Raw genomic sequence first — 18,641 nt, 5'->3', positions numbered from 1 at the left:
AGAACTATGGCTTGCTTCATTACAAAAAATTAATTACAAAAAACAATGGAAGTAAGAATTCAGATAGCTGATGAGGTTTACAGAAGAATGTTAGTCAGTGAAAATCGAGTAAAGGGAAGTATTGGACTGGTTAGTCCGACGGAGGGCAATTTCAATGCTTGGAAGGTTTGGACTCCTGAGGCGAGTGAGAGTAAGACGATTCGCCTGCGTCATGGCAAGGCTTATGTTGATAGTCGTCGTACGCGTTTGATGCTTTCTATTGATCATACCGAGGAGGTGCGTCCTTACGATGTCATTGATCAAGAAAGCCAGCAGGCTAGCGACTTTGTGTATGATGTTTTTGATGAGTAAAAGCCTCCCCAAGCCCCTCCGAAGGAGGGGATGTCCTATTGGATGAAAATTTGCAATAATCCCCTTGATTTTCCTCCTCTGACCTATTGGCTGAAGATATACAAAAATTCCTTGCTTATCCTCCAATGAGCGAATTAGGACATCCCCTCCTTCGGAGGGGCTTGGGGAGGCTGGGGCTTTTTTTATTTTTAAATTAAAAAAAATGTTTAGTTATAGTTCAAGTATAAGCCGTGGTGTTGTGGATTGCACGCCCGAGCTGTTTTATCAAGTTGTAAGAAGTGAGAAAGTGGGTAAGATTTGTGCCGAGATTGCCGATGCCCACGAGTTGAAAATGCGTGGAGAGATGTCACGTGAGGATTTCGAGACGTTCAAGTCCGAACACAAGAAACGGCTTCCTGTGTTCCTCTTTCATGCCAGCTTTCCGAACGGAAGGAGGATTAGTGCTGATGCCGTCCCTTCAGGTTTGTCAATCTTTGATCTTGACCATATCAGTACCCTTCCAATTCCCCTGTTAAGAACATCAGAGAAGTCAGAAGGTGGGGACGATGATGGGCACGATAGTCTTGAGAATGTTTTGAAGGCACTGAAGGAAAGAGGTTGTATTGGTAAAAGTTTTTCCAATCTTCCCTATCTCTTTTCTCCTTCTTCGCCCATCGCCCTTATCCATATCTCTCCCTCCTGTGAAGGACTTCGTTTCGTTTTTCGATTACCAGAAGGGATGTCATTATCCGACGGACAGAAATGGTTTGCAGGTCAGTTGGGAATCAATGATTATGACGTGTGTGTGAAAGATTATGCCCGTTGTTCGTTTGCTGTGCCCGAGGATTATATCCTGTATATGAATGAGGAGAAGTTATTTGAGGCCTCCTCCAGCTCCCCAGCCCCCTCCAGCTCCCCCGAAAGGGGGAGAGCCCCAATTCGCTCAGGGGAGGATAAGCAAGGAGAGTATTCTTCATCCAATAGAACTCCCCTCCCTTCGGAGGGGTCGGGGGAGGCTTCTTCCCTTTCGGGGTCGGAGGCTTCTTTCCGTGGCATTCCCTATGCCCGCATTATTCAAGTGTGGTGGGAGCATACAGGAGGTGAGCCCGCACAAGGCGAACGGAATATACGATTGTATTCGCTTGCCGTGAATATTCGTACGATATGTGATAATGACCCCGAGCTTATCTGTAGACTTATACCTACCTTTGGATTGCCTGATGCAGAGGTGAGAAATATTGTTCACTCTGCTTGTAAGGAACAACCTAAGGGCATGACACGACTCATGCGTGAGGTATTGCGTGAGGCCTCCCTCGCCTGTTCTGGAAAAGATGTGAGTCCGTTGGGTGATTCTGGGGAAGAGGGTGAGCCCGTGGATCACAAATCCCATTCAACCTCCCTCCTACTGAAACCCGAAATGCTTAGAGGAGCCATTGGACTTCGTGAGAGCATTCAAAATATACCTGCCAAGATGCGCTTTCCTGTATTGTGCTCCATCCTCCCACTTGCTGGGGCTTACGCCGATGGCGTTGAGGTAAAGTATTGTGATGGCAAGCGAATGCGTTTAGGTCTATTGTCGGTCATTACAGGTCCACAAGCTTCTGGAAAGAGTGCCTGCAAAGATGTGCTTGACGTCTGGCTTCGTCAGATGAATGAGGATGATGCAGAGGCACGTCGTAAGGAAGAAGAATGGCGTCAGGAACGTAAGAATCGTAAGGCGAATGAGAAAGCCCCTTCCGACCCTCAAGTATTGATTCGTAATGTTCCCGTGACCATATCCTGTTCAACACTTCTGAAACGTTTAAAAAATTCTCGTGGGCACATGCTTTTTTCTTTTGGTGAGGAACTTGATACCCTCCGTAAGACAAATGGAGCTGGTTCATGGTCGTCAAAGTATGACATCTATCGCCTTGCTTTCGATAATGGTCAATGGGGACAGGATTATAATTCAGATCAAGCCGAGTCAGGGCTAGTATCCGTGGCTTATAACTGGTCCATCCTTGGCACATACGGAGCTCTCCGCAAGTGTTTTGGGCGAGATAATGTTGAAAATGGACTCTCTTCCCGTGTTATCATTTCAGAAATGCCCGATAATTCTTTTGCCCCGATTGAGGTTTATAAGGAAATCACCGATAGTCAGTATGAGTCAATCAATAAAGCCGTGAACCTTCTTCGTTCTTCAACAGGATTCATTGATACACCTCGCCTTCGTAAGACCATTGGTCAGTGGGTGGAGGAGAAACGTCTGGAAGCACTCCAGAAAGCCGATATCGTCATGGATACTTATCGTAAGCGTGCGGCCGTAATAGGCTTTCGGTGTGGGGTTATCTTCAGTCTTCTCGCTGGTAAGGAAACGAAAACTTGTCTTGCTTTTGCACGTATGATGGCCGATTATGTGTTGGAGGGTCAATGTCATGTTTTTGGTGAGATACTGATGGAACAAGTGAAAGGGAATAATGAAGCTAGTGAGTACAATTCCGTAAATCAGAATGTCTTTCAGGAATTGCCTGCCTCGTTTGAAAATCGTGATGTCCAGAGACTTCGTCCAGAGATTACGCCTGGTAACTTGCGTGTCATCCTTTTCAGGTGGAAAAATAATGGCTGGATAGAGAAAGATGGAGAAAGATGGAGAAAGAAACTTTGACGTTTTTGACTTATTTATAAGTGTTACACGTTACGCGTTACACGTTACATTTTTGAGTAAACGAGAGAACTAATAAACCCCAACATTATGCAAATTACAATCAATAGAATAGCAAAGAAAGCCACCTATACCATTGGTCGGCTATTGATAGATGGGAAATATTTTTGTGATACGCTTGAGCCAGCTGATCATGGACTGAAAAAAAGGATGTCCCTCGTCAAGATAAAGAAAATAAAACACGACAGAGGGCGTTCAGCCATCCCCACAGGGACTTATCGTGTGCTGATAACGAAAAGTCCAAAGTTTAAAGCGTGGCTTCCCTTGATCTTTGGTGTGCCAGGTTTTGAGGGAATCAGAATACATGCAGGTAATAAGCCCGTCAATACACGAGGATGTATTCTTGTGGGTAGGAATAGAATTAAAGGACACCTCGTGACCTCCCGTGCTGTTCTCCTTTCCCTCATTCGGGTTATGACAGAAGCACTTGACAGGGAGGAAATAATAATGCTTAACATACAGTAATATAAAAGTAAGCAGGATGGGGATAGAAAAGAGTGAAAGCTCCTTTTTTATTCCCACGAGCTTACCTTCTATTCAAAAATAAAATATTATCTTTGCAAAGAACATTTAGGAAAGAGATTAGAAATGATATCAATAGACGGACTGACGGTGGAATTTGGCGTGAAGCCCTTGTTTAAGGATGTTTCATTCGTCATCAATGAACGAGATAGGATAGCCTTAGTTGGAAAGAATGGTGCTGGAAAATCGACGATGTTGAAAATCTTGTGTGGTCTTCAGAAACCAACAAGTGGTGCTGTATCAGTACCCAATGATTTGACGATTGGATACCTGCCACAGGTGATGAAACTTTCTGACGATACAACGGTGAAGGAGGAGACACGTAAGGCTTTTGCTGATAAGACAAAGATGGAGGAGAAGCTCAAGAAGATGGAGCAGGAGATGGCCGAGCGTACTGACTATGAGAGTGATAGCTATGCCGAACTCGTTGAACGCTTTACGACTGAGCACGAACGCTATATGATGATGGGAGGCGAGAATTATGAGGCAGAGATTGAACGTACTTTGACAGGTTTAGGTTTTACACGTGATGATTTTGATCGTCCTACACGTGAGTTCTCTGGTGGATGGCGTATGCGTATTGAATTGGCGAAGATTCTTCTCCGTCGTCCAGACGTACTCCTACTGGATGAGCCAACGAACCACCTTGATATTGAGTCCATCCAATGGCTGGAACAATTCCTTGCACAGAGTGCCAAGGCGGTTGTCCTTGTGAGTCATGACCGAGCATTTGTCAATAATGTCACGAATCGTACACTGGAGATAACCTGTGGGCATGTGGAAGACTATCGTGTGAAGTATGACGAATATCTCGTGCTTAGAAAAGAGCGTCGTGAACAACAGCTTCGTGCGTATGAGAACCAACAGAAGGAGATTGCCGATACAAAGGCATTTATTGAGCGTTTCCGTTATCAAGCCACCAAAGCCGTACAGGTTCAACAACGCATTCGTCAGTTGGAGAAGATTGTGCCAATAGAAGTGGACGAGGTGGATAATTCAGCTATGCGTCTGAAGTTTCCTCCTTGTCTGAGAAGTGGAGATTATCCAATCATTGCTGAAGGCTTAGGGAAGACTTATCCCAATAGATTGCATAGTGATGGACCAGGTCAGACGGTGTTTGAGGGGGTCGACCTGATTATTAAACGAGGTGAGAAAGTGGCTTTCGTCGGTAAGAATGGTGAAGGTAAGTCTACTTTTGTGAAGTGTATCATGGGCGAGATTCCTTTTGATGGTACGCTGAAGATAGGTCATAACGTACAGATAGGTTATTTCGCACAGAATCAGGCACAATTATTAGATGAGAACCTTACGATTTATGAAACGATTGATAGGGTCGCCACAGGCGATATGCGTCTGAGGATAAACGACTTGCTCGGTGCCTTTATGTTCGGTGGAGAGACGTCAGAGAAGTATGTCAAAGTACTTTCTGGAGGTGAGCGTTCACGCTTAGCAATGATCAAACTCTTGCTTGAGCCAGTGAATCTTCTTATCCTTGATGAGCCAACGAACCACCTCGATATCGCCTCAAAGGAAGTGTTGAAGGAAGCCATCAAAGCCTTTGATGGTACGGCAATTATCGTGAGTCACGATCGTGAGTTCCTCGATGGATTGGTAAGTAAGGTCTATGAGTTCGGTGGTGGTAAGGTGAAAGAGCATTTAGGGGGAATCTATGATTGGTTGAAAAGCCCCTTCCAACTCCCTCCAGCCCCCTCCAGCTCCCCCGAAAGGGGGAGAGCCCCAATTCGCACATTGGAGGATAAGCAAGGCGATCATTGCAAATCTTCAGCAAATAGGGCTCCCCTCCTTTCGGAGGGGTTGGGGGAGGCTTTTTCCTACGCCGAACGCAAAGAGATACAGAAGAAGATTCGTAAGGCTCAACGTGCCGTGGAGGAATCCGAAAGCAAGATTGCCAAGTTGGAGGCACGTAAGAAAGAATTGGATGATCTATTGATGACACCAGAAAATGCCTCGAACATGGAGCTTGTGACAGAATACACCAACCTTCAGCGCGAACTCGATGAGGAAAACGAACGATGGCTCATACTGTCGGAAGAGTTGGAAACTCTGAGGCTTTAATTTTATTAAAAATATTTTTACTATGCGTATCAAAAAACTTTTACCAATGATGCTCCTTGCATCTGTCCCCTTTATTGCTATGGCACAGGGTCAGGCAGGTATCAAGGCTGAAAATCTCGACAAGTCGGTACGTCCAGCTGACGATTTCTTTACGTTTGCCACAGGTGGATGGCAAAAGCTCAATCCCCTTCCTGGCGCGTTCTCACGCTTTGGTTCGTTCGACCAGTTACAGGAGAACAATAACAAGCGGATTAACACAATCCTTACAGACTTGCTCAAAAAGCAGGGCAAGGAAGGTTCGGTAGAGAGAAAGTTAGGCGATTTCTATAAGCTCGCTATGGATTCGGTTCGTCGTAATAAGGAAGGTGTAAGCCCTGTTAAACCTCTGTTGGACGAAATGGAGAATGCAAAAACGTTGACCGATCTTCGTAATCTTCAGATTAAGTATGCCACTTTTGGATATGGTGTACCCTTTGGATATGGTTTTGATGCCGACCAAAAGAATGCTAAACAGAACATATTAAATCTTGGTCAAGGAGGTTTAACACTTGGTCAGAAGGAATATTATCTGGATAATGATAAAGCCACGAGCGAGATTCGTAATGCTTATCGCCAGTTTATTGTCAATATGTTCCGACTCTTTGGATTCTCTGACACACAGGCTCAGGCACGTCGTGATGCCATTATGCGTTATGAAACAATGTTAGCTTTGATTTCAAAAAGTAATACAGAATTACGTGATGTTGAGGCCAATTATAATAAGATGACGCTTGATGAGTTCAAGGAGAAATATCCTCATCTCCCATTGGAATCATTGGCGAATGCTGAAGGTATACAGAGTAAGGATATTCAAACAATGGTGGTTGGACAACCCTCATTCTTCGCTGGCGTTGATAAACTGGCATCTACTGGTAATGCAGATGAACTTCGTGCACGAATGGAATGGGATGCAATCTTGTCATCAGCTAATTGTTTGAGCGATAATGTACGTGCTGAATATTTCAACTTCTTTAGTAAGACCATGCGTGGAACCAAGGAGGATTATCCTCGTTGGAAACGTGCCACACGACAAGTGGAAGAACAAATGGGCGAGCCACTCGGACGTATTTATTGTGAGCGTTATTTCCCAGCGTCAAGTAAGAAACGTATGGAGGAATTAGTTAAAAACTTGCAGGTGAGCCTTGCTGAACGTATTAAAGCACAAGATTGGATGAGTGAGCCGACAAAGAAAGCCGCTCTTGAGAAGCTCTCTACCTTCTATGTGAAGGTGGGTTATCCCAACAAGTGGAAAGATTTGAGTAAACTTACAATAGATCCGTCAAAGTCTTTTTATGATAATGTTCAAGCATGTCGTAAGTTCTGGGCTGACGTGACTATTCAAGAGAAAGCTGGTAAGCCTGTTGATAAGGATGAATGGTTGATGACCCCACAAACGGTGAATGCTTATTATAATCCTACGACAAATGAGATTTGTTTCCCAGCAGGTATTCTTCAGTATCCATTCTTTGATCCTAAGGCCGATGATGCCTTCAATTATGGAGCCATCGGTGTGGTGATTGGACATGAGATGACGCACGGATTTGATGATCAAGGACGCCATTATGATAAGGATGGTAATATGACAGACTGGTGGACAGAAGAGGACGGAAAGAACTTTGAGGCACGTACAGGAAAGTATGCTGACTTCTTCAGTGCTATTAAGGTTTTGCCTGATCTTCATGCGAATGGTAGGCTCACATTAGGTGAGAATCTAGCTGACCATGGTGGTCTTGAGGTGGCTTTCAATGCTTTCGAGAAGACGCCAGAAGCCAAGAAAGGTAAGGTTATCATGGGCTTTACTCCAGAACAACGTTTCTTTATTGCTTATGCAGGTGTATGGGCAAACAATATTACAGAGGCCGAGATTCGTAGTCGTGTGAAGAGTGATCCTCACTCTCTTGGCGAGTGGCGTGTAAATGGTGCTCTTCCTCATATCAATGCGTGGTATAAGGCGTTCGGTGTGAAGGAGGGCGATAAGCTCTTCATCCCAGAGAATGAACGTCTGAAGCTTTGGTAAACGAAACTTGTGATATAAGTTTATGTAGGCATACGTATCGTTTGCTCACATTAAAACGTAATAGACTCAGTCCCCTCCAATCAGAGGGGACTTTTTTCCTTTATGAAGGATTTGTGAAATGTGAATAGATAAGGAAGTTTGCCTTCTACTTTATTCGTGGTTTTATATTATTTAATCTATCGTGTTTCCCTTATTTGTCTGATGTATTTGTTCAATTGGTAATTAATCACTATCTTTGTATCTGATTTTTCGTAAGTGATATAGGAGTAGGAAAACTCCTAATAGAAGAACAGGATTTATGCCATTAAGATTACCCGATGGACTTCCAGCCATAGACATATTAAAGCGTGAGCATATCAACATAGAGGATGGGCTTGTAAGGGAGGATGATTATCATCCACTTCGCATAGTCATACTCAATCTTATGCCATTTAAGATTACGACTGAAACTGATTTCATTCGCCTTCTTTCTAATAGTCCGCTATTGTTGGACATCAGTTTTATGAAGCTCAAGAGCCATACTTCCATCCATACGCCTGCGGAACATATCAATCGTTTCTATCATACGCTTGAAGAACTCAGCAAGGAGAAGATTGATGGTTTGATTATCACAGGAGCACCTGTTGAAGGAATGCCTTTCGAGGAGGTGGACTATTGGGCAGAACTACAGGAGATATTTAATTGGGCTCGTGAGAATGTGCGTTCAACGCTTTACATCTGTTGGTCGGCACAGGCTGGACTCTATCATTTCTATGACATCCCGAAATATCCTTTATCCAAGAAGATGTTTGGAATCTTCCCTACGATTCCTTTAAAGCCTGAATTGCCTCTCTTTCGTGGTTTTGATGATGTCTTTCGTATGCCTCAGAGTCGTCATACAGAGATAAGGCGTGAGGATATTGAGCGAGTTGATGACCTCGAAATCATTGCCGAATCAAAGGAGAGTGGGGTTTCTATTGTAAGGTCACGTAATCGGTATGAATTCTTTATCACAGGTCATTTGGAGTATGCCCCTGAAACATTAGATAGGGAGTATCATCGTGACCTTGGTAAGCGTGATGATGTAGAGATTCCAAAGCATTATTATCGTGAGGATGATCCTATGAAAGGTCCACTTGTTACTTGGCGTGCCCACGCTAACCTACTATTTATGAATTGGGTAAAGCTGATTGCCACCCCCTTTAGTGAGTAGAAGGGAAATAGAGTAGGGTTTTTTCTCAATATAATACCCCTTTAAAAGCGTAATCTATAATGATAAAAGATAAAAGTCATATTTATTCCTCTCATTTTACTTCTGGTATAGCTGGAGGGAGTCGCTCTATTGAACTCCTTGCTCCAGCCAAGAATCTTGAATGTGGAATAGCCGCAATCGATCATGGAGCAGATGCCATATATATCGGTGCCTCTCGATTTGGGGCACGCCAATCGGCTGGTAATAGTGTTGAGGATATTGGTAAGTTATGCGAATATGCTCATCGTTATGGCGTCACGGTTCATGTGACCATCAATACGATTATCTATGATGAAGAGTTTGAAGAGACGCTTGCTTTAGTCCGTGAGTTGGTGAATGTTGGCGTTGATGCCTTCCTTTTGCAAGACATGGGATTGATGAGTAAGGTGAGGGATATAGTGCCTGATACGATAGCTCTCCACGCCAGTACACAATGTGACACACGTACATGGGAGAAAGCCCAATGGTTGAGCGAGCAGGGTTTCGATCGTATTGTGTTGGCTCGAGAATTATCAGTTGAAGAAATCAGTGAGATACATAAACGTTTGCCCAATCTGGAGTTAGAGACCTTTGTGCATGGCGCATTATGTGTGAGTTATAGTGGAATCTGTTATGCCTCACAATATTGTTTTGGGCGTTCAGCCAATCGTGGTGCATGTTCTCAGTTCTGTCGTTTAGCGTTTGACTTGAAGGATTCAGACGGGAAAACCATAGAACACCAGCGTCATCTTCTCTCATTGAAGGATATGAGTCAGATAGATAATCTTGAGGCACTAATGCGTTCAGGGGCTTGTGCTTTTAAGATAGAGGGAAGACTGAAAGATATTAATTACGTAAAGAATGTGGTCTCGGCTTATAGCCAACGCATTGATGAGATTATCCGCCAATACCCTCGTGAGTTTCGTCGTGCCTCTTTAGGGCGTGTGGCTTATTCGTTTACGCCTAACCTAAAGAAAACCTTTAATCGTGGATATACGAGCTATTTCTTAAATGGTCGACAGGCTGATATCTTCTCCCCTGATACGCCAAAAGCCTTAGGCGAGTTTGTAGGTACGGTGAAAGAGATTAGGCGTGATAGTTTCAATGTGGCTGGTACGTCAAGTTTTGCTAATGGCGATGGATTGTGCTTTTTGGGGAGTGAACAAGAGGACAAGAAGGCAAGTAGACAAGTTCATGGTTCCAATAACTCGTCAACTCGTCAACCCGTCAACTCTCCAATAGTCCTCCATGGTTTCCGTGTGAATCGAGCCGTGGGTAATCGCCTTTATCCCTACAAGATGCCACATGGCTTAAAGCCTGGTATGGCATTGTATCGTAATCAAGATCAAGCCTTTGATAAGGAGTTGAGTGGTACTACGGCTATCCGTAAAATACCTATTGTAATGACTTTCGGGCTTACGGATAATGGCTTTATATTAAGGGGGAAGCTCGTATCTGATGATAGTATGGAAGATACATTAAGTGCTGAAACACTTATTAGTTTCGATCATCAACAAGCCCAGAAACCTCAACATGATAATATCGTTCGTCAGTTGACAAAACTCGGAAACACGGCTTATGAATGCTCGGATGTTAGACTTGAGGATGGGGTGGAGCAATGCTTTATTCCTAGTAGTATACTTGCTGATTTGCGTCGTGCATTGATAACAGAATTAGACAAGAAGATACAGGAAAGAAAGCGTATCACCATTCACAGAACGACAAGATTGGATAGTGATAAGGCGCAATCCTATAAGTTTGTGAGAGAGGCTAACCCTAGTCAATATCAGGCATTCCCTTACCTTTATAATATCTCTAACGATGTCGCCCGTAAGTTTTACGAACAACAAGGATTAACAAAACCCGATGAGGCTTTCGAGAATCAACACCCACAAGGCGTACAAGTGAAGCGTGGACAAGTGGAGGATGCCTTACTCATGCAATGCCGTCATTGTATTCGTTATTCGTTAGGCTATTGTGTGAAACGTGGAGGAAAGAAACCCACATGGCGTGAACCTCTCTATTTAGAGTTACCCGATAAGCGTCGTTTTCGCCTAGAGTTTGATTGTAAGGATTGCCAAATGAATATCCATCCTGACGTAGAGTAAGTGTGTTTCATCTAACCTTTAACCCCAAACATTCTCACAATATGCGAAGATATTATCCGATATTGATCGTCTTTCTGTTTAGTGTGACACTCATGATAACAGGCTGTTATCATAAGAAGACACCCTCTTCCTTCCGATTACCAGATAGTATTCAAGAGGCACAGATTACACGTAGATTAGAGGCTGGAGGCGACTCTCTTTCAAAGCAAAAAGATAGTACAGAGGATGATTGGCAAGGCTCTATAAGTGGGGCTGACTCGCTTTCTTTCCGTGTGAAACACCATTACTCGCAAGGCTTTAACTTTGTGGTCAGCTCAGATTCACTTATGCTTATACGCCAACAACCCGAAGAGGCCGTGAATCGAATGAAGACTGATTCGTTCGCCGTGCATGAGGGTAAGGGGATTGTCGTGGCTGATATTCGTATTCTTCCTGACGATAAGAATGATTCTGTATGGGTTCAGATAGCGACTGAAGATTACGCCTTTGGATGGATACATGAAGGGCGTCTTTTGAAGCAGGTAACCCCTGACGACCCCATATCCCAGTTTATCTCCACCTTCTCTAACATCCACTTACTCATCTTTATGATTATTATTTCTATCATAGGTGTGGGCTATTTGGCACGTAAGATATTAAAGCGTAATGCGCATATTGTCCACTTCAATGACATCAATTCCTTCTATCCTACATTGTTAGCTGTAGTAGTGGCATTATCAGCGGCCTTCTATGCTAGCATACAACTCTTTGCCCCAGAAACGTGGAGGGAGTTCTATTTCCACCCATCGCTCAACCCGTTCTCCCAGCCCTTACTTCTTAATATCTTCCTAGGCTTAGTATGGGCAATGCTGATCATCGCCATAGCTACTATTGACGATGTGCGCCGTTTATTGAAGTCGGGTGATGCCATACTCTATCTTAGTGGATTATCCGCCGTATGTGCCGTTAATTATATTATCTTCTCCGTTCTCACCTTATATTACATAGGTTATATCCTACTTGTCGTTTATATCTATTATGCCTTTCGTATGTATTTACGAAGGAGTAGTGAGACTTATTATTGTGGGAATTGTGGGACTCGCTTACATCGTAAGGGGCGTTGTCCGCATTGTGGTGCGATGAATGAATAAGTTATCCTAATAAATTAGGATTGTGTGATATATATATTCTCTCTATCTTTGCAGAGTGAAATAATACTTAAACGTAAGAAAGCGAAAAAGATATGTTTAAATACCAGTTTAGCTTAGCTTTGTTGATAGCAACAGGCTTGTCAGTAGGAGTTCATGCTGATAATACCATAGCAATAGGTGATACCTCTCGGGTTTATGATATTGATGAGGTATTGGTAATCAATCAGCCGAAAGAGGTCTATCGACTTCGCCAACAGCCTTTGAGTAGTACGTCTTTCGATGGAAGCCAACTTCTGCAATTAAATGTGCAGGACGCTCGCCATCTATCCACCTTTGTCCCGTCATTCATTATGCCAGAATATGGAAGTCGTTACACTTCCTCTATTTATATGCGTGGTATCGGCTCACGGGTGAACTCACCAGCTGTTGGTATTTATGTTGATGGAATGCCGATATTGAATAAGAGTGCTTTTAACTTCCACACTTATGATATTGACCGTGTCGACGTATTGCATGGTCCTCAAGGAACGCTTTACGGAATGAATACAGAAGGCGGACTCATTCGTATGTATAGTCGTAACCCATTCCAGTATCAGGGCACAGATGTTAAGTTCTCGCTTGGTACGAAGCTATTGCGCAAGGTGGAACTGAGCCATTACCAAAAGCTCGATGACAAGTGTGCCTTCTCTTTATCAGCTTTCTATGGTGGACAAAACGGGTTTTTCCGAAACCAATTTGACGGAAGTCGTGCCGACCTTATCAATGAGTTCGGAGGCAAGGGACGCTTTATGTGGAAAGCGTCAGACAGATGGATGTTCGATTGGATAGCCGACTATCAATACACTCACCAGAATGGGTTCCCTTATGGACAACTCGTGACAAAAGAAGAGATTGCATCTGCACCCCTTACCTCGCCTTTATATGCTATGAAGGCTGGCACACAAATGCCCAATCAGAACAGACAGAGCTATTACAGACGTAATATACTGAACACAGGAATGGGAATCAAGTATGCTGGCAATGGCTTTGACGTGAATAGCATGACTTCCTGGCAATTCCTCCATGACAATATGCTAATGGATATTGATTATCTCCCACAAGATTTCCTCCATCTTACCCAGCGTCAGCATGGTAATAGCATTACTGAGGAACTATCAGTGAAGAGTAATAGAAACGGCAAATGGCAATGGACATTCGGTGCCTTTGGTTCTTATCAATGGTTGAAGACGATGGCGCCCATCTACTTCGATAAGGATATGAATGCAGCCCTGTCAAAGAAGATAACGGACTATGCTTATAACGGGATGCTCAATGCCATGGCACGTGGTATGGTGCCTAGTTTCATAGCACGTGGTATGTCTGAAGAAGCGGCTATGCTAGCGGCTCGCACGCTAGTAGCTACTAATATTGCACGTGCGGGAGGCGTTTCCATTAATATGACGATGGATCCTGTCCCAGGCGTTTTCCGTACACCAACATTTAACTTTGGAGTCTATCATGAGAGTAATATCGACCTCACCAATCGCCTAAGAGCGACACTCGGCTTACGCTATGACTATTCGCATGTGGCGATAGACTATGCGACTTCAGCTCGTGTCGTATTGCAAGAGCACGTGCTAGGTGTGAATATTAATCCTGTAATCACATCAACGTTGAATCACCATGAGGGTAATCATTTCAAACAATTACTACCAAAGGTTGGACTAACTTATCGTTTCGATGACGGGAGTAACCTATATGCCACATGGTCTAAGGGCTATCGTGCTGGCGGATATAATTTCCAAATGTTCTCTGATATATTGCAGGCTGAGACATCACAAGCCGCACAAAAGGCACGTGCAGATGTGGATATTCAGCATGATGAGGCTTATTATAAGCGAATCGCTAAGACGATAGAATATAAGCCTGAGACTAGCTGGAACTATGAGGTAGGTGCTCACCTCAACCTCTTGGGGCATCAAATTCATCTTGACCTAGCAGCTTATTACATGCAAATCCGTAATCAACAACTCTCTGTAATGGCTGGTAATTATGGTTTCGGACGTGTTATGACAAACGCAGGCCGTAGTCATTCGTGTGGCTTAGAGGCGACTCTTCGAGGTGGTGCACTTGATAATCGTTTGTCTTATGCCCTTAGTTACGGCTTTACAAGTGCCCAGTTCGATGAGTATTCCGATTCTATCGCTGGTGGCAATAAGGTGAATTACAAAGATAAGAAAGTGCCTTTCGTCCCACAACATACATTGGGCGCAAGTGCTGACTATCGTATTGATGTTGACCCAGCCGCCTTACTCGATGCCTCTTATCGTTTCCATTTACGTAGTGTGACCGTAGGTTTGAACCTCTCGGCACAGGGCAAGACTTATTGGGATGAGCAGAATATGATAGGACAGAACTTTTATGCTGTCTTGGGCGCACATGCTGATGCTGACTTCGGGCAGTTGCACGTGAACCTTTGGGTTCGTAATCTGACTGATACGAAGTATAACACGTTTGCTGTCCAAAGTGCTGCTACGGGTAATAAGTTTACATTTGTCCAGCGCGGTAATCCATTCCAGCTAGGTGTTGACTTTAGATATAAGTTTTGAGGGAGTTAACAAGTAGACAAGTTTACAAGTAGACGAGTTATTAGTTGGATGGAAGTGATGGTGTTGAAGTTGACGAGATAGACGTGTTGACAAGTATGCGAGTTATTTGTTCGTTCATTTACTTCTAGGCTGACGGCTCAATGACACATACGAGTCACGTGCGTGACACGTATGTGTTAACCATGGTGACACATACGAGTAAATTAAGTAACACGTATGTGTCATTTTTGTTACCTCCTATTGGTTGATTTTATCTTTCATGTAATTGATTCTAATACCTTGTGTTATAGGCTGTTTCTCATAGTTAGGTAAAGCCTATGTTCTGTTAGGTGTTCCTATCCCGAAGGAGAGGGTTGGGAGAGAGTTATAACCTAACAGGTATGGACAGTTGTAGTTCGGTAAAGTCGGCTTTCGTGGCATGTGCGTTCACACTGAATCCTAGGGTTAAGCCCTTTAGCTTAGGGAAACTATAGAAGACACCCACCTGCTCGTGATAAGGATATTCAAGTCCGTGATTGGCACTATATCCCATGTGTCGGTAAAGATAATAACCGAGTGTGAGGCGAACGGAAACATTCCCATAGTAAACCTCGTGACGTGCCTCGATGCTTGCTGACCACGGACTATGTTTCTCGTCAGTATGTCCGTTTTCTTTATCCATTCTTGCTATCCGATGCGCATATTCTCCGTAGAATAGCCCGACGCCTACCCCCGATGCCCAACGGCGAGCGTAACGATAGAGGAGATGTGTGTGAAAGGAGTAGGCTCCGTAATAAGTAAAATGTTCTTTACGATAATCAGGCTGTCCTTGAGGGGTATTGAACTGAGTTTGTAACCATTCCTCAAGTAATGTTTTTCCACCTAGTCCGAGGGTAAACTCTGTGAACCAATATTTTTGAAAGGGCTTAGTTTTATTAGTATTACGTTTCACAATGGGGCTTGTCGCTTGTTGAGGCTCGTAAACAAGTCCTACGAACGGACCGAAGTAATTTGCGCCTTTGTTGGGTCGTGCCATAGCTCCATTGCTATGATGTGCGAAGTCTAATCCGCCCTTTACGCTCCATTCTTTCGCTATCTTAACTTGTCCGTACAAGCCAGCATTGAAATAAATATTTAGGTGTGAGCCAATATATTCATTATCTATGTCGTTCTTCTGATTATATTTAAGGCTCGTGTAGGCAATACCCGTTCCTAGATAATATCCCCATTGCCAGTGCTTGCTTCGATAGAGTGGTCGGTTGAAAGTACCATATAAGGTGAGGAAGTTCCCCAGCTTACTGGTATAGTTTACAGGCTGTGCTTCGCCCCACGGATCATCTCTGTGCATGGTTGTACCATGGTTGAGATGATAGCGGAGACCGAATGAAAAAGTAGGGTAGTTATAGTCGTGTGCATACGCATTCTTCGTAGGCGTAACGTTTATTTGTGCAGCCCAAGAATGCGTGTCTTTCGTCTTCGTCCAGATACGTGGCTCCTTATCTAAAGTGAGCGTTTGTGCAGGGATATAGCGGAACTCTATCCCCATCTTCGCAATGGAGAGCGAGTCTTTCTCCTCTGCTGTCACATTGATCGAAAGGGTAGAGAGAAGTATGAGGATAGCAGTTCTCACCTTATTATATTATAGCACTTTAATCCTGTAACCCAGTGTTATCTCAAACATATTATTGCGAGCATTTCGCATGAGTTCTTGAGCTTCAGCATTGCGCGCTAGCTTCCTAAAGTAGAGATTATAGCGTGCTTCAATCTGCCATTGGCTCCATTCATAACTAACACCAAATGGGATTGCTATATCACCTTTATATATGTGATCCTTCAGATTGATATTTTTTCCATTTTTCTCTTTAGCATGTGCGCTGATAACATATCCTGCGTGTACTCCAGTAGTGAAACTCCATGGTAAATCAGTCCAAGGGTACCAACGTACAAGATAGTTCATATTGAGATAGTGCAAGTTAAAGTTATATGGACCATATTCTTGTACAACAGGGTTTCCATAGTCGTCTGTGGTGTTGATATTACGATAGATACCAGAAGAACCTTGGTGACTATAAAGAAGTTCTGCATCAATTGCAATGTTATTTGTAAAAAATACTTCAATATAAGCACCTGCAACAGCACCAACTTTCATTTTCCCATCGATTCCAGATAGGTTCGATAAGTTTAATCCAACTTTCGGAGCTGCGTAGATGTCCCAAATCGTATGCTCACCTGTTGGTTTGGTATCTTGAACAATAGCTCCTTTAACGTCTTGGTAGCCTTCTTTAACAACTTCTCCAATACGTTTTGCGTAGTTCTTGTTTATTACCTGAGCCTGTCCGTTTGTCAATGCCCCTAAAAGGATGGCAGCAATCAATATAATCTTTTTCATTTTTTAGGATAACTGATTCTGATGCAAAGATAGTGATTTTTCTTCAAACCATTGATATCTTGTGGCTTTTTCATACAGATAAAGAAACAGAATGCTAAACAGAATGATATAAAGGCATAGATGGTATTAAGCCAGAATGACATAAAGACATATTCTTTAATGACATATTTCAATGCAGGATATATGGCTGGAGCATTGGGTATGTCCCTATGTCATTATGTCTTAGCTTTGTCATTATACGTGCGGGGTGTCTCGGTGATTACTCCCCTCCCTTTGGGGAGGGGCGAGGGGGAGGGGCCAGTTGGTGGGTCAGGCCTTGTTGCTCATTCTTTCTTTTTTATATCGTGTGCCTACAATTATTCTATGAATATTCTTTCTTTTCTCATTTTTTTTATTTAATTTTGTACCCATAACAAAGGAAATTAGAACTATTAACAGAATGATTCTGCGAACGAAGCATCTACTGAATTGACCAACACAGTCTTATTGTTTAAGTTAACGATTGTTACTGTACCACGTCTATTTGTTTTTTGCCCATTCGTTCTTATGTGGAGGAACCTTGATAGTTGTCAGCCTGCAAGCTATTCATTGTTTGTAGGGAGGAGATGATATTTTCTCTTTTTCTTATCTAATCTTAGAGTATCTTAATATTATGATTACCCAATGGAAACAAACGAATTGCTGAGCTTAGACACTTTCCCTAAGAGTTATGAGGCTTGCTTTTTGGAATCTTGTTCTGTAAAAGAGAACTGCCTGCATCATTTATATTTCAAACTACAACCATCTACCAACACATGGGGTGGAGGTATTTACCCATCTGCACTCTTACCAGAGAACCTTGTGAATGGCTGTTGCAGGTAATTTCATGATAAAAAATTAGTAACTTGTCATGCAGGTTTCAATCACTTCTTTGACGAGGTGCGCCGTAAGGACTTACCCGACCTCCGCAATGAAATATATTCCTACTTTCGAGGATGAAGTAATTTCTATCGTTACGGAATGCTGAGAATGGCAACCTCTTTACCTATCGGATGGCAGAAGAAGTTAAAGCTATATTCAAAAAATATGGCTACGATTCACCCCGATACGACAGAACATTTGAGTCTTTATCTTTTCACGAATAAAAATAGACTCGGTTAAACTATAAAAGTCTTTTAATTCATTCAAAGTAAATCATTATTTATCTCTATTCAGTAGTTCCGTAGACTCTGTCCGAAGGCTTCGGACAATGTGTCTGATTGCTTCGGAAGCATTTAGAAGAACTCTCATAAGAAAGAGGAATAATTAGCTTTTATGGTCTTAATATTTCTTGATTATCATTTAATCGATAATAAGGGAAATTAAGTTTACTTTAGATAGTTTTTTCGTAAAGCACATAAGTGAGATGTTATATTTAAGGTTCAATTTATAAAAAAAATGTATACCTCCTTAATTCCGCAACACTATTATAAATTAAACTTTTTAAGTACCTGAGCAACAAAAAGTTGCTCAGGATTTTGCCATGTCAGAATTTTCACTTATCTTAGTGTTGCAAAAAAAAACAAGAGAATCC

General features: G+C 42.9%; 12 protein-coding genes. 10 read left to right on the top strand and 2 right to left on the bottom strand.

The annotated features are described in order from the left end of the window. Positions 1 to 45: 45 nt before the first annotated feature. The 9 genes from F0475_RS09130 to F0475_RS09090 all read left to right on the top strand — a co-directional run bounded on the left by F0475_RS09130 (position 46) and on the right by F0475_RS09090 (position 14,721). The gene (locus F0475_RS09130) at positions 46 to 351 is read left to right on the top strand and encodes a cell division topological specificity factor (protein WP_155716379.1); all 306 of its coding nucleotides are present in this window, start codon (positions 46 to 48) and stop codon (positions 349 to 351) included. Positions 352 to 553: 202 nt separating this feature from the next. Next, entirely contained in the window at positions 554 to 2,974 is a 2,421-nt protein-coding gene (locus F0475_RS11740) for a VirE protein (RefSeq protein WP_234422987.1), read from the top strand. 87 nt (positions 2,975 to 3,061) lie between these two features. Then, positions 3,062 to 3,496 (top strand): DUF5675 family protein, encoded by a 435-nt coding sequence (locus F0475_RS09120; protein ID WP_155716378.1) that lies wholly within the window; start codon positions 3,062 to 3,064, stop codon positions 3,494 to 3,496. Positions 3,497 to 3,619: 123 nt separating this feature from the next. After that, positions 3,620 to 5,629 (top strand): ABC-F family ATP-binding cassette domain-containing protein, encoded by a 2,010-nt coding sequence (locus F0475_RS09115; protein ID WP_155716377.1) that lies wholly within the window; start codon positions 3,620 to 3,622, stop codon positions 5,627 to 5,629. 22 nt (positions 5,630 to 5,651) lie between these two features. After that, on the top strand, positions 5,652 to 7,685 hold the full coding sequence (locus F0475_RS09110; RefSeq protein ID WP_155716376.1) for a M13 family metallopeptidase: 2,034 nt from the start codon (positions 5,652 to 5,654) through the stop codon (positions 7,683 to 7,685). A 298-nt stretch (positions 7,686 to 7,983) separates the two neighbouring features. Further along, positions 7,984 to 8,877 carry a homoserine O-succinyltransferase gene (locus F0475_RS09105; RefSeq protein WP_155716375.1) on the top strand — a complete coding sequence of 298 codons (894 nt, stop codon included), beginning with the start codon at positions 7,984 to 7,986 and terminating at the stop codon, positions 8,875 to 8,877. A gap of 59 nt (positions 8,878 to 8,936) precedes the next feature. After that, the gene (locus F0475_RS09100; RefSeq protein WP_155716374.1) at positions 8,937 to 11,003 is read left to right on the top strand and encodes a peptidase U32 family protein; all 2,067 of its coding nucleotides are present in this window, start codon (positions 8,937 to 8,939) and stop codon (positions 11,001 to 11,003) included. A 41-nt stretch (positions 11,004 to 11,044) separates the two neighbouring features. After that, entirely contained in the window at positions 11,045 to 12,133 is a 1,089-nt protein-coding gene (locus tag F0475_RS09095) for a zinc ribbon domain-containing protein (protein WP_155716373.1), read from the top strand. Between the two features lie 92 nt (positions 12,134 to 12,225). Further along, on the top strand, positions 12,226 to 14,721 hold the full coding sequence (locus tag F0475_RS09090; RefSeq protein WP_155716372.1) for a TonB-dependent receptor: 2,496 nt from the start codon (positions 12,226 to 12,228) through the stop codon (positions 14,719 to 14,721). A 364-nt stretch (positions 14,722 to 15,085) separates the two neighbouring features. On the opposite strand, the gene F0475_RS09085 is transcribed toward F0475_RS09090, so the two are convergent. Together F0475_RS09085 and F0475_RS09080 are read right to left on the bottom strand one after the other, a co-directional pair. Beyond that, on the bottom strand, positions 15,086 to 16,330 hold the full coding sequence (locus tag F0475_RS09085) for an acyloxyacyl hydrolase (RefSeq protein WP_317163216.1): 1,245 nt from the start codon (positions 16,328 to 16,330) through the stop codon (positions 15,086 to 15,088). Positions 16,331 to 16,339: 9 nt separating this feature from the next. Beyond that, complete coding sequence (locus tag F0475_RS09080; protein WP_155716371.1) at positions 16,340 to 17,089, bottom strand: outer membrane beta-barrel protein; 750 nt, start codon at positions 17,087 to 17,089, stop codon at positions 16,340 to 16,342. Between the two features lie 663 nt (positions 17,090 to 17,752). Here F0475_RS09080 and F0475_RS11865 point away from each other — a divergent pair. Further along, positions 17,753 to 17,950, top strand: a complete 198-nt coding sequence (locus F0475_RS11865) for a hypothetical protein (protein ID WP_234422986.1) — start codon at positions 17,753 to 17,755, stop codon at positions 17,948 to 17,950. Positions 17,951 to 18,641: the final 691 nt, after the last annotated feature.

It is taken from the genome of Prevotella vespertina, assembly GCF_009728485.1.
GTDB lineage: Bacteria > Bacteroidota > Bacteroidia > Bacteroidales > Bacteroidaceae > Prevotella > Prevotella vespertina.
The sequence above is the reverse complement of the archived record's forward strand: the minus strand, read 5'-3'. Positions and strand labels throughout refer to the sequence as shown.

Coding starts and splice junctions, on each gene's coding strand:
- F0475_RS09115 (WP_155716377.1), top strand. CDS start 3,620: ATGATATCAATAGACGGACTGACGGTGGAATTTGGCGTGAAGCCCTTG.
- F0475_RS09080 (WP_155716371.1), bottom strand. CDS start 17,089: ATGAAAAAGATTATATTGATTGCTGCCATCCTTTTAGGGGCATTGACA.
- F0475_RS09090 (WP_155716372.1), top strand. CDS start 12,226: ATGTTTAAATACCAGTTTAGCTTAGCTTTGTTGATAGCAACAGGCTTG.
- F0475_RS09095 (WP_155716373.1), top strand. CDS start 11,045: ATGCGAAGATATTATCCGATATTGATCGTCTTTCTGTTTAGTGTGACA.
- F0475_RS09105 (WP_155716375.1), top strand. CDS start 7,984: ATGCCATTAAGATTACCCGATGGACTTCCAGCCATAGACATATTAAAG.
- F0475_RS09100 (WP_155716374.1), top strand. CDS start 8,937: ATGATAAAAGATAAAAGTCATATTTATTCCTCTCATTTTACTTCTGGT.
- F0475_RS09120 (WP_155716378.1), top strand. CDS start 3,062: ATGCAAATTACAATCAATAGAATAGCAAAGAAAGCCACCTATACCATT.
- F0475_RS11740 (WP_234422987.1), top strand. CDS start 554: ATGTTTAGTTATAGTTCAAGTATAAGCCGTGGTGTTGTGGATTGCACG.
- F0475_RS09110 (WP_155716376.1), top strand. CDS start 5,652: ATGCGTATCAAAAAACTTTTACCAATGATGCTCCTTGCATCTGTCCCC.
- F0475_RS11865 (WP_234422986.1), top strand. CDS start 17,753: ATGGAAACAAACGAATTGCTGAGCTTAGACACTTTCCCTAAGAGTTAT.
- F0475_RS09130 (WP_155716379.1), top strand. CDS start 46: ATGGAAGTAAGAATTCAGATAGCTGATGAGGTTTACAGAAGAATGTTA.